This is a genomic window from Armatimonadota bacterium, from assembly GCA_036504095.1.
Taxonomy (GTDB): Bacteria; Armatimonadota; DTGP01; order JAKQQT01; family JAKQQT01; genus DASXUL01.
This window is the reverse complement of the sequence record DASXVS010000039.1, coordinates 1-12,953: the sequence shown is the minus strand read 5'-3', so window position 1 is coordinate 12,953 and position 12,953 is coordinate 1. Positions and strand designations below refer to the sequence as shown.

The 12,953-nt window shown below is 59.8% G+C and carries 8 protein-coding genes; 1 reads left to right on the top strand and 7 read right to left on the bottom strand.

Annotation, left to right across the window (positions count from 1 at the left end):
- Window positions 1–977 precede the first annotated feature (977 nt).
- The 3 genes from VGM51_07255 to VGM51_07245 form a co-directional block, all read right to left on the bottom strand.
- Window positions 978–1,163 (bottom strand): hypothetical protein, encoded by a 186-nt coding sequence (locus tag VGM51_07255; protein HEY3412839.1) that lies wholly within the window; start codon window positions 1,161–1,163, stop codon window positions 978–980.
- Between the two features lie 180 nt (window positions 1,164–1,343).
- Window positions 1,344–1,697 carry a hypothetical protein gene (locus VGM51_07250; GenBank protein HEY3412838.1) on the bottom strand — a complete coding sequence of 118 codons (354 nt, stop codon included), beginning with the start codon at window positions 1,695–1,697 and terminating at the stop codon, window positions 1,344–1,346.
- 353 nt (window positions 1,698–2,050) lie between these two features.
- Window positions 2,051–2,779, bottom strand: a complete 729-nt coding sequence (locus tag VGM51_07245) for a rhodanese-like domain-containing protein (GenBank protein HEY3412837.1) — start codon at window positions 2,777–2,779, stop codon at window positions 2,051–2,053.
- Window positions 2,780–3,125: 346 nt separating this feature from the next.
- Between VGM51_07245 and VGM51_07240 the strand changes: the two genes are divergently transcribed.
- Window positions 3,126–3,548, top strand: coding sequence for a hypothetical protein (locus VGM51_07240; GenBank protein HEY3412836.1), 423 nt, complete (start codon window positions 3,126–3,128; stop codon window positions 3,546–3,548).
- Window positions 3,549–4,985: 1,437 nt separating this feature from the next.
- Here VGM51_07240 and VGM51_07235 read toward each other — a convergent pair.
- The 4 genes from VGM51_07235 to VGM51_07220 all read right to left on the bottom strand — a co-directional run bounded on the left by VGM51_07235 (window position 4,986) and on the right by VGM51_07220 (window position 12,753).
- Entirely contained in the window at window positions 4,986–5,522 is a 537-nt protein-coding gene (locus VGM51_07235; protein HEY3412835.1) for a rhodanese-like domain-containing protein, read from the bottom strand.
- A 1,495-nt stretch (window positions 5,523–7,017) separates the two neighbouring features.
- Window positions 7,018–8,133, bottom strand: a complete 1,116-nt coding sequence (locus VGM51_07230) for a hypothetical protein (GenBank protein HEY3412834.1) — start codon at window positions 8,131–8,133, stop codon at window positions 7,018–7,020.
- Window positions 8,134–8,156: 23 nt separating this feature from the next.
- Entirely contained in the window at window positions 8,157–11,264 is a 3,108-nt protein-coding gene (locus VGM51_07225; protein ID HEY3412833.1) for a PKD domain-containing protein, read from the bottom strand.
- Window positions 11,265–11,595: 331 nt separating this feature from the next.
- Entirely contained in the window at window positions 11,596–12,753 is a 1,158-nt protein-coding gene (locus VGM51_07220) for a tetratricopeptide repeat protein (protein ID HEY3412832.1), read from the bottom strand.
- Between the last annotated feature and the right edge of the window lie 200 nt (window positions 12,754–12,953).

The window sequence follows — 12,953 nt, the reverse complement described above, 5'->3', positions numbered from 1 at the left end:
CGCGCGCGAGAACACACGGGGAAGAGATGTAGAAACCCAAGGCCGTCCGCAAGCGTGATTGAGGCCCGACCACACCGTGGGGTCCGACACCTACCTGATATTCACCGCGCACAGAATCAGCGCAGGGCAGGCGTCGCCATTTGGTCGGCGCGGCCTTGCGTCACCTACCACACAAGTATCTGAAGTTCCATCACCACCCGCACGGGCAGGGACAAAATGAAACGTAACTTGTTCTCGGCCGGCAACGTTGTCAGTCGGAGAAGGTATCCAGATTCGATCAGTATTTGCTTTGGGTAATCGTTGGCCCAAAGCGCGATAATCGACTTATGAATCCCGAGACTATTATACTCGATGGGGCCAGGGAATTTGACGTGGCGTAGCGGCGGTGGGTGTTAATCTTGCACAATTCTGTGACATCAAGCTCTGGGAGCGCAAGATCGTCCAGGTAGCCGACGTGCTCTGGCGCAACGGAACTTCCGGGGCTGGGGCGGGACTGGTTTCGTGGGGGTCTCGCTGGTTTCGCCTCCATCTGGGTTACCTTGAGCGTATTGCGAACTTCGGACACTTTCGGTTTCCGCCTGTTGAGCGTGAAAGCCGTCTTTCGACGGGCCGCGTATGAGGCAGATTCCAGCCGTTGGACCCGTTGATGGCAGCTCTGTCGGATGCTTTGGCCTAAGACTTCGCTCGGAAGCGGCGGGGCTGGACACGAAAGTGCATGACAGGCTGTAGGCAGATTCGCAAAGCGGTCACTGATGTAGCCGGCATCCTCCGCCCGCGTCTCCCCTGCCCTCCCTCGCTCACCTTTCGTTGCAGTCCTTCGCGGACGATCTCCCGGGCTCCCGCGGCTTTCACATTCAGGGCCGCAAGACGTCTGGAGCAGCCGCCCCAACGTTGTCGGCCCTGCTGATAGGCTGTAACGACCTCTTTGCGATGGCCTCAGCTCGTGACAAAGTATCGGAGATGTTCGCAAAGCCGTTTTAGGCGTTCGTAAAACGGGCCTTGGGGGCGAGGCGGTAAACGGCGGTGCGCTTAGCGCGCTCCATCCCCAGCCAGCCGGCCAGTACGAGCGATCGTGCCTGCTGATACGCCTGGGGACGGTCGAGTCCCCAAGCTTCCTGGAGGACCCGGTTCGCCAGAGTCTCCCGCTGTTTGAAGGTGGGCATGAGGGCGCTCAGTTTGCCCGGGAAGGGTTCCGATGCGCCGATCGGCAGGACCTCATAGACGCGCCCCCCTTCTCTGTAAGCCTGACGGCGCCCTTGGGCATGAGCGACTTAACCCGGGTCGACACGGCATAAAGATCCAAACCGAACTGTTTCTGATTCTCCCGGTTGGTGAAGCGCTGGCTATGCGCGCGGGCGAAAGCCAAAACGCGCTTCTGTTCCCTCGAGAGAGTAGGCGTTGGGGTTACCAGGGCGATTGCGGACGTTGGTGCCGGGCAGGACGGCTCTGAGGTTGGCTCGGCGGTTATCGAGACAGTTCCCGTTCAGGTGATCCGCCTGGTAGGTTTCCGGGGGCTTCAGTACCGCACGGTGCATCCGTATGCACCCGGTGACAGTATGGATCCTGCTGTTGCGGACGGCGTAGCCGCAGGCGTTCTGGTGCCACTTCCAGCGATTCAGGTATTCGTAATCGACTTCGTCGACCAAAGCGACGCCGCCGCGCTGTCCGGTCAGGACGATCTCACGGGTTCGTTCCATGCCTCCAGTATTTCGCCGAACGGACGTTCCGGGCAAATCTGCTGTGTGGAGTTGGCCCCCGCGATAGCGGCTAACCAATTGGGGACAGAGTGATCCGACGAATGTTAAGGCGCCTGGCCCGATGCTCCTGTCGGGATGTCCATTTCCATCACCGATTTGTGCGCATCAAATACTCGGTCCCGACGACGCTAAGAACAACACATTGGGGTAGGCTATGGGGTGTTATTGGATCCTTGGGCCAACCTCACTAATCGCCGCACACCATGAACGCCGCGGGGCACGGATGCGACGCCTAAAGCGAACGAACACGCGGCCCAAAGGCCCGTCTGCGCTGTTGGATGAGACGGCACCGGTCAACGTTGGCACGGTTCTGGCTCTGTAGGTGGCTCCGTGGTCCAGCCGTTCTCCCGAAGACCCCTCGTTCCGCCGTAAACCGCGGCGGCACGATAGCCGGCCGAAAGGAGTTGCTGCACTACCGGCACCGCCGCATACTCCGAGACGCAATCACAGAAGACAGCGATCAATCTGTCCTTTGGCAACGTAGCCATGCGGTTGGTGAGGTCGGTAGAGAGCATGGCTATCCCGCCTTTGATGCGGTGCTCGGGATCTGATCGGATGTCGAGAAGGATGGCGTTTCCACTTGTCCACCTCGGCCGCAACGCCACGGGGCTAATGCGAGGGGTATCAATGCTCCCAACCTCCCACACAGGTACGTCAATCCTGATGTTTTCAGGCGGGGAGCGGAAAGTGACCGTCATACCGTAGGCCCCCGGCTTGGTAATGTCCGCAAGCGCGACGTAGACGCCGGGACTCACAAAGCGAGCGGATAGGATTCGCTTAGGCTCCTTGGGGCTGTGGAGTTCGATGGTCACCTTAGCTGGCTTCAGCGGCTTTCCGTCCCTGCTAAGGTCGATGCGAATGGGTGCGGCTGCCAACGGAGCGAAGGACGGCACTTCGCTACGCATACGGGGACCGCCACTCGGGCGGCTGTAGTCGTAGAAGACCGTTGACTGGCCGTCACCAGCCGCGATGGCCTTGGTGAGCACAAATACAGTAGAGAGGAGGATCAGTAATCTGATCATGAACACACCTCGCACCCGGCGACTATTCACAAACGTTAAGCGCCTCTGGTAAGCAAGCAGGTGCAACCTTGGCTCTACAGATATGCTGGACCGCAGCGGTTTCGAGTGGAGCCCCACCGCAGATGCACCTAGTTCAAGCATAGGAAAGTACAGACCATTTTGAAGGTTTCACCTCAAATCCACTGATCAATGGCGATAAAAATGAGATTACATCGCGGATTTCCACGCGTCGCGTTGCTGGCGCGATGGTGACATCCTAAGCCACAATTCGTTCATTATAACAGTAGCCGCCCGCGACCAGATTAGTTATGTCCCAGTGCTCACCGTGAGCCCGAAGGAGGTTTCGATGTCCCGTCATATTGATGTGGCCAGAGTCATCCTGGCCACCGCTCTCGCTATGCTGACGCTCGTTGGTGCCATCTCGATCTCAGGATGCTCGAAACCCGTCGCACCCAATCCGACACTGGTTTCTGCGCCCACTGCCGCGCCGGTCACACAGCGAGCGCCGGTTTCGACAGCATCCAGAACGCCTCTCCTCGACTGGTGGCGGGCACCCAGCGCCCACATGCCGAACATGCCGAAGCGCACTGAAGGCGTACAGATTGCTCCCGACATCGAAACTGCCAGGTTGTTCTGGCCGGCGCCGAATACCCTCATAGCGCTTTACCGAAGGGCACGAGTCGACGACGGCCAATCATATAATCGATTCGAAGCCTTCGATCTCCCCTCGGGAAGGCGACGCGACCTCTCCAGTCTTCTCAGCAACTGACCGACTTTGGCGTAACCAAACAACTTGAGGCTTGCTGTCCCGTACCGTTGGTGTTGCGGCACTGTCCCAGCGCCCGGCTCGAGACTTCTTCTACGTATCCTTTGCTTACCCGCGCGGGCAACGGACCATGACGATTTGGCCACAATCCATATACGCGATTCGGCTCCCGGCAGGATCGCTGCACGGCAACAAGTCCTCTTCGCTGACCCCTGCTCCCAGCGGTGGTCCTGACGCGGTGAGACCTCCTGAGTAACGGGCGCGCCACAAGACCCCGGACGTTGTCCTTGCGACGGCGGCCAAAAGGCGCGGCCGCCGTCGCCCTGCCGTCGTCCAGATCTCAAACACTTCCAGACCGCGGCTCTGATCCGTGGCAACCACGCGGCGCCTGTAGGCCAGTACATCCGATCCGGAAAGCCATATCGGCCCTGTGAACTGGTGGCGGGCATGAACCAATCGATGAAAGTCCAATGGGATCCGGTGCCGCCGGGCGATCCTGTAAAGCACTCTCGTCCTTGCACGAGTAACACCGACCACGGCCAAGTCCTCCGGCGGGGCATCGATCTCGATGTAGTTTTCCTGCTCATACGCGGGAAACGCCCAGAGCCCGCCCGATGGAGTGCGCCGGATCGAGGTCGGGGAGAGACTCCAGGGGACCAGACACCCAGGGATTCGACCGCTGGCGAGTGCGTGCCCTTGTGCATTTACCCATTTGAACGGCGTGTCGCGATAGCGGAGCATGTCGCCGACAGCCCGGGGGAACACGTGGACTGCCGCGACCGATTGGGCCTCCACAGCATGTCGACTGTTCCTGCTGCGAAGATTGTTGGGCAGATCGCAGCCGACGAGGCGATACACTCCATCACGTTGGACGGAGGCGACGAGGCGGGGACGTTTGCCCGGTGTCGCGACGACCTGCCCAGTGAGCCACAACTCAGTCCCCAACCCAGGTCTCATCAGACGGGTCAGGTCGATTCGCTGCTGCGTCGAAATCCGCACTGCCATCAGACGGAACGCATCGGATGGGGACCGGTTCAGCACAAGGATAACGTCTTGGGACGGCCAGAACAGATGTGCCTCCATCGTCGGTGTACCGACGCGAACTTGTGCAAGAGGCTTCGGAATACCGCGCAGACCGCTGGCGTATCGCTCCCACCAGCGGTCTAGGGCACTCCGCCTCCCTCCCGACCGGGCGACGGATTGCAACGGCGCCCCAGTGTGGTCCCGGCTATGGCCGCTCATGGCACTGATGGCAACGGCACTGAGCAAGGCGGCGCCCCACATCGATAGAATTATGTTCCTAAGGGCGCGTCCTCGGAGCTTCAGAAGAGGTTCCATATCTCTTTGGGAAGGCAACCAGTAACACGGCACGTCTTTGCTGTGGCATGGGAGGGAGCGCGAAACCTCGCGCAATCCGCCCCGCTCCCTGTCCTTAACATCCTAATGCGTGCGTCCTTTCGCGGGTGGCAGCGTTTCCTGAGGCGCCTCTGGAGCGTCGGCGGCGATACTCCACCCGCTCTCCACTAACGACGTTAGTCCCCCGTACAGGACAGACGCTCGATAGCCGTGGCTCTGTAGGTGCTTGGCGGCCGCTTCGGCCAACCTGTTGGATGGAGCGTCCTCGTAGAGTACCACCTCCTTGTTCTTCGGCAGGTCTATTCGCGAAGAGCGGATCGAAGCGAACGAAAGGTGAATCGAGCCCGCAGCCCGTTCCTTCGCGGCGCCCCTCACGTCTACAAGCGATACGCGCTTATCGCTCCAAGCGCGGCGCAATTCGGCTGGCGTGATCAGTGGCACGAGCGAAGGCGCGACGGTCCAGGTCGGGATGTCAATGAGATGCACCTGCCCATCCCGAGTGATCCGGATCTGCAACGTGTACTCGCCGGACGTTACGTCCATCTCCGCAACATATGTACCGGGGAGCGTCTCGCGGGCCTCGGTGATCACCGGACTCAGGCCTTCACGTTCGAGGGACATCGACATGCTGACGGATCGGACGGGCTCGCTACGTGGGTTTAGCCCGCGTCCCAGGTAGACGCGGACGGGAGCACTATGCAAGGGCCCAACCGCTGGTAAGCGAACAGAAACATAGATGCCTGCGGCGAGATCGCGCTTTACGTACGTTCGGACAGACACCTGCGCGGCGCAAGGCACAAGACCGGTCACTAGGACAAGGGACAGTACGGCCCCCGTGATGAAAGATCGACACTTGAATGACTGCATTACGCACCTTCCTTCCTGTGGGCGAAAACATCGGGCGACTCCTCCGTATCAGGGAAGATCTTAAGGGATCCGTCAGCTCGACTGACGACCTCCCCCTGGGGAAACACGGCCAGAGCGGGCATGGCCGCGGCCAATGAGGGCAGTCGGGGCTCGCTGACAATCCACTGGCGACCCGAAGGATCACTCTCCCAGCGCAGCGAGCGACCATGTTTTGTTTCGTTGGTAATATACCGGTCAGAAATCTGTGGCTCCCGGCCCGGCGACCAGGCGCACTCCTCGCAAACGCTCCAACTCACAGGCTCATCCGCATCGACGGCATCCCGGGGAGCCACAACTGGTGCTTGAAGCTCGAGACACAGACTCCGCCAAAACACAACAGACGGTTGCTCCGTCCCACTAACATCGGGTGAGATGAGTCGTACGGTCCACGCTGGCGGCGCGCTCTGAGGAACGGTCGTCACCTTCGCGACAAGCTTACCGTCTCCCATGGTGCGCCCGGTCATGAGCCAGAGGGTTGTGTAAGTACCCGCCCCGGAGACCTCGCGATTGGGCATTCCCCAGATCGAATTGAATCCACCCTCACGATATCGTGTATTGATCTCAACGGCTCCGTCCGGCAGAGGCGACGATATAAATGACTGCAGACGCCGCCCGATCCCATCGACCACAACTATATGGCCCGCTTTGGATGACTCCAGGAACTTGGCTTCGCGAAGGAGACCACGGTTCAGTGAGGCCACCGTCTGGAACATGGACTGCGGGGCGAAACGGTAGACGGTGTCGTCACCAATTGGACGTCCCGGCCGCTGGCGCTCGAATAGAAGGAGGTTCCCCAAGCTGACCTCTGCACGGAACGCGGGGATGCCGCCTTTCGGCGTTCGGAACAAGGGTAGATTTCTACCGAGCACATGCCATCGCCCTTCGTCCGTCTGGACAACACCCCACGCGGCCTCCTCTGTCGACCAGCGACGATTCTCCGCTGTCGGTGCAGCAGGAACAACCGAAAGGGTAACTACCTGCCCGCCTGGACCGGAATACAATCCAGCGATGGACATCTTCGCACGGACCGGGACGGAGACGCCGGAACTATGCCTGGGGTGAATAGGGCGTTCAGCAAGATAGTGCGTCAACTGAGTAGGAAAGACCGATGTCGCCTTGTCGGTCTGCTCGGAGCCAAGCGAACCCCGGCTGCATAAGGTAAGCCCAGCCATCGTCCCGAAGAGAGCTAATCCTATCCATGTGCCGCGCATCATCGAGGAACCCTCATATAGATAATCCTGCCATGCCGCTTGTAGGCGATGCCGCCATCCACAAGCGCCGGGACCGGCACCAGATCCGACAGGTCCAGCGCTTCGTTCCTGTACGACTCCTGAATGGCGCCTTGCTCATCTGCCTCCCAGGATAAGTTGAGGCCCCGCGGCCCTTGGTATTCAGCAACCATGTCCAGTACAGTCGGCTGCCCCCGGAGCGGCAGAGCAAGTAGATCCTGCACAGACAGCATCTCGGCGTTCGCTCCCGACGTGTAGACACACCATCGGCGTCGAAAGACGAGGATATCCGTGGACCCCGGGAGCCACGTGGGAGAGTCCAGCGAGTTTGAGCTTAGGAAGCCCATCACGGGCGGAACCGGCAGATCGCTTCTCGAGATGCTGCGAACGAGCGTTGTGCTGCCCGCAGCCATCCGCACTATCGACACTTCCGTTGGCCCTTCCCACTGCTCTGGCGTTCCCGGTGCCCACTTGAACGAGGGGACGGCCCACAGATACCCGTCCGCCGACCGACGGATCCCTCGAACGGAAGCCAGTGAGACACCGAGCTGTCTTGGCAGATGCCCCTTCAGGAGTGGTTGACCCTTTGGGCCAAAGAGCGTATAGATCAACCCCTGCTGCATCGCCGCGCTTACAGAGGGCTGGATCTCAGCCGCCAGCACAGTATCATTCGCCAAGCCCATGATGTTCGCAGTATCGCCCAGCACGGCACTATCCACATCACAGGCTTGCGCCGCGGTCCCCGTCGTGCTCACGAGCTGGATACGCGATACCGGGCCAGGCGTCCGGGCCAGCACCAAGCACCCAGCGGATGAACTGCGGCAATCCGGCACCGCGTGCACCAGATGATTGGTCAGATCAACGGAGGTGAGCGACCGGACGGCATCCCGCCGCGAGGCGAGCAGGAGCCTCTGTGGCGCGTACCATAGGAGATCTTCCACCTCGCCATGGTTAGGCCAAGACACCCTGCCCATCGGCTTCGCTAGGATCGGCTGGTGATCGATGTGCTCCTCCCACCAAGTAAGCACAGGTAGTACCGGCCGCGTCGCCGCAGCCGCGAGTCCAATGCTCAGATCCGCAATGAGCCATGCTGCCATGGCATGCATCGTCCCTAGTCGTTTCATTGGTGGTAAGGATCGATCAGCGCTACGTAATACGCGCGGTTGAACGTGTCGTTCTCGTAGAATCCATAGTCGAAAAGTGTGCGCGTGCCCTCGAGAACGTAGAGCGGCATGTAGCCCGGTTTGCTCGCCGTCGTAAGGCGAAGGCCTGGCGGGACTTCGTAGTTTACCGCGTATGTTCGCCCGGCCCACTTGGCCGCCTGCAGCTTGTAGTCTTTGGCTACTTGCTGGGTACTGCAGCTGGGATCACCCCCACCGATGCCGATACAACCGTCGGTCCCATATGCCTCACCGCCATCCGGGTGGATACGAAGTAGTTGCCGGAAGTCGCTTGGCGACCCACTGCGAAATATCTTACTGCTCGGAGTATCCCATTGGATAAGGAGGTTGTCCCAGGTGGCGATGCCGAATTCCCAGAACTCGGGTCCTTGGCCAGCGCATTTGTCGATCTTCATCCCACCTAGCGTCGCACTCCAAAGGACGATATCCGCCTTATAGGGCATTCCGGGATTAGTCTGGGCGATGTCGTCGATGTGCGGGATGGGTCCGCCTGGATCGTGATCCCACTCATGCTCTCTCCGGTTCATCACGCCGGACCCACCGGACGTGCTCGCCCACGTTATTCCGAGGCCCGGGAAGGCTGGGAAGTGATAGTCACGAGCCACCTTCCACGTCTGCGTCTCATAGACTGGAAACGAACCGTAAATCAGATCGGCATAGAAGCTGGGCATTTCATCGTAGCGCATTAGGGCAAGACCGGTTATGTCGCGGGGCAAGTAATTCGTGCTCTGCTGGAGGAACTGGAGCGCGAATCGGAGTCGGGTTCCACTGCCGTTCTTGTTCACGGACAGGGCGCAATTGTCCCGGTGATCCCGGGCCTCCGCCCACCGGTCGTCAATCGCGGAGATGATGCCCTTTCCGAAGGGAGGCGGTAGATCATCGGATACGGGAACACTCAGGAGAACCGGACTTGCCTCCCCACGTACCTGGTCCGTCACCATCGTGGTATCGGCGAGATTCCAGTTTGTGTCTACAGCATCTATGAGGACCTGGGAAGGCTGCTCATTCAGCGTGTATGTGACGTTCATCTGGAGATTGTCCCCAGTCAGCTGCAGCGTGCCGTCCGCATCTTGAGCGAACTGGACCTGGTGCGGCAGCCCGTGCCAAAGGGTCCTGCTTCGGTATTGGGCCGAATCACCGTCGTCGGGTTGGCTCACCATCACGTCGAAGGTATAGGTTCCTGGGGGTAGCGCTTCCCCCCACTCGTCTCTCCCATCCCATGTGAACGTGTGGTGCGAGCCCGTGACGGCAGCCCGATAGATGGTGCGTACCCAATCTGTCACATCGTCCGTGCTATAGATGATGAGGTCAATATCACACGGGTCCGACGTGTCATTGTCCTCGATATCGACCGTGAAAGTGACGGGGGCTGTGCCATCCCACACCACGTAGTACGGCGTCCGGGCCAATGAGATGGACGGTGACCCCACTGCAGAACTGACTGTGAGGTTCTTCACCTCGACTTCGTGATCCACTTCGACAGGGTCCCAAGTCCAGTCATTTCCTATGTAGGCATCGCCATAGACCTGGAGGTTATGGTAACCGTTATGGAAGTTGCTGGCGGTGGTGTCCCAGCTCCAGCGGTAGATCGTCGACGTGATGCCGTTCGAGGTCGTCTGACTCTCCACTTCTGGAGTGCCAAAATCGAACCAGTCGGTCGGGTGTTCCGATGTCTCCTCGATTTCGGAAAGGTACAGGTCGTAAGAGGAGACACACTCCGAAGTGTCTACCTGAACTCGGATTGGCACGGTTCCGCCCACTGTACCGTTGGGCTCCAGGAAGGTGACGTTGAGCACAGTCGGCGCCACGGTCACTGTGATCGATCGCCAAGAATTCCCTGCAGTCGCCGTGACAACGTATGTGCCTGCGTAGGGGAAGCTCGTGTAGAAGGGTGAGCCCTCACCGGTGGCCGGGTCTCCACCGCACGTCCATCGTATGGAGGCAGGACACTGGTCGACGGTTGCTCCGAAACACGCCATCTCGCCGGCGCAAACCTGAGTCGGCCCTGAGATACTCGTGACCATCGGAGACAGGACCGTGACCGTAAAGGTTCTGCTGGAGCCTCCCGGCACGGTGGCCGTGACATAGTGGGTGCCGGGTTCGGCCCAGGAGGTCGAGTAGGTTGTGCCGCCATCGCCGCCGCTCGGATTCTCACCGCCGGCCCAGTGTACCGTTACGTTCGGGCACTGGTCCAGCAAGACGGTAAAGCTCACGGCCACGTTGGGGCAGATACTCGTCGCGGTCTGACTACCGCCGATGATGTGCGGCGTTGTTACGGTCACCGTTGCGCTCCTGCTCGAGGTGCCCACGGTCGCCGTCACTGTATGAGTGCCAGGCGTGCTCCAGGTCGTTGTGAACGAATCTCCTTGACCGCTCGGAGGGTTACCGCCGCCGATCCATTTGACGAAATCCGCACACTCGTTCACCGTCGCTGTGAACGTTGCTGCCTCGCCGGGGCAGACGCTGCTCGGGCCGCTAATGGCGGTAATTGTAGGCTGTTTCACGGTGATCTGGCAGGTTTGGCTCTGTCCGTCCACCGTTGCCGTCACCGTGTGAGTGCCCGGAGCGTCCCAATTCGTCGTAAAGGAGCTTCCATCCCAACTTGCCGGGGTTCCGCCGCCAGTCCAGTGCACCGACTCGGGACAATCGCTGGTTGTCGCCGAGAACGTCGCATTCTCACCGGGACAGACGGGACCAGGCGGACAGTCTAGGGACTGGAGCGTCACTTGTTTCACGTTTACGGTTACCGACTGGCTTTGTCCGCATAAAGACGCCATTACCGTCTTTGTGCCATGAGTGTCCCACTTAGTCGTGAACGTGGCCCCAGACCAGCCGACGGGATTGCCACCGCCGGTCCACGTCACGCGATCCTCAAATCCCGCCGGGATAGTAGTAACTGTGTAGGTTGCTTCGGTGTTCGGGCAGATTTCCGTAGGGCCACTGACAGCATCAATCCCGAGCACCACAACCGTCCACGAGAGCGAGACCTCTCCGTCGGTACCCAGGTCCGGGGCATAGGTGCCTGTGTCTGTTACCCTGCAGGTCACCGCGTGAGGCCCAGGTTGACTAAGTGAGGGCTGAATGAAGACCCGGACCCGGACGCCGGAGTCCCACCGGCAGCCTCCCAAGCGTAAATGATGCCATCCGGGCAGTTGTTCGGGTCGCCGCAGGAATCGAAGTCCCGCGCGTACACAACAAGACTTACGGAGATTCCGGGGCAAACTGGATCCGGATCCTGAAGCGTGGTGCCCGGACGGATCTCGATACCCGTCGGACCGGGGCGACACGGCTGGACACAGCCAGGGGGGACTGCGAACGCTAAGGTGCGAGCCAGGAGGCATACCGAAGCGCTGAGCACGAGACAAAGTCGATTCGTCATTACCTGATCCCCTCCGCGAGGTTTTCTTTTGCCAGAGCGGCCCAGTTGTCACCAGGGTACTTCGTCACCATTGCTTCCAGGACCGCTTTGCCAGCCGCCTTGTCCCCCTTGTTGATCTGGCACCTGGCTAGGCAGTAGTGAACGTAGGCGTGCCAGTTGTCGGCCGGGAAGTTATCTTTATGTTCCGTGAGTATCGCCTGATATTGCTTGATCGCATTCGCGTAATCCTTTTGAGCCGAAAACGAGTAAGCGATATCGACCTTCATCTCCAAGAGGATTGGCTCGTTCGGGTAATCGCGAACAAGCCCTTGAAGAATCTGTCGCGCTTGGGCGGGCTTGCGCTCTGGTTCTGGCATCTCATAAAGATAGTTGCTGGCGAGCCGATACTTACACAGAAAAATGGCTGGTTCTTTCGGATACTTAGCGATCATGTCTTCGCACCACTGGTTGGACAGGTTGAGACTATGACGGAAGTGCTGGGACAAGAGCTCCGCTTTACGCGCCGCTATCCTGATCTCGTAGTCAGGATCCTTCGCGGGAATGGTCCCTAGATAATTGTATGCCTCCTCGTAACGTCCCGCCCGTCGAAGGGACTCCTCCTTTTTCAGCCAACCATCCTTGATGCGTGTCGAGTCGGGGTACATCGTTGTGAAGGTGCCGAAGGCATCGGCGGCTTGGTCATACTGGCCAGCGTTGAAGAATGCCTCGGCCAATAGGTACGACCACTCGGGATTCTCCGCGTAGTCCTCCACCATCGCCGTGTAAATTCGCGGGAGTCGGTCGTACCGTTTCGCCTCGTTATGGATAGCCCCCAAGAGCGCACGGGCCGACTCACCATTCTTGCCCGCGAGCGAAACGAAACCGGCTCGCTCCAAAGCACTGGCCGTGTCAGCGGGTAGCAAGCCTGTGAGGTCTGTGATCGCCGTGTCCTTCTGCCCCAGGCGGTAGTGTGCGTAAGCGCGGTAATAGCGAGCACGGATGGTCTGCGCAGGGCTGAGTGACGGTGACTTATCAAGGTCGGCTATCGCCCCGGCTGCATCACCCGATTTTAGTTTCAGAAGGACGGCATCCAAAGCGTCGTCACCGGGATCGGCCAAGGCCGCGAGGGATAGGATCGGGATAACCGCCAGCGCGAATAGACATTTCTTCCAATGCATCGGTGTTCTCCTGGCTGCTGAAACAGGGGCGACGGGAAGCGGCGCCAACAATTTCAATTGCGCAATTCAAACGCGCGCGAGAACACACGGGGAAGAGATGTAGAAACCCAAGGCCGTCCGCAAGCGTGATTGAGGCCCGACCACACCGTGGGGTCCGACACCTACCTGATATTCACCGCGCACAGAATCAGCGCAGGGCA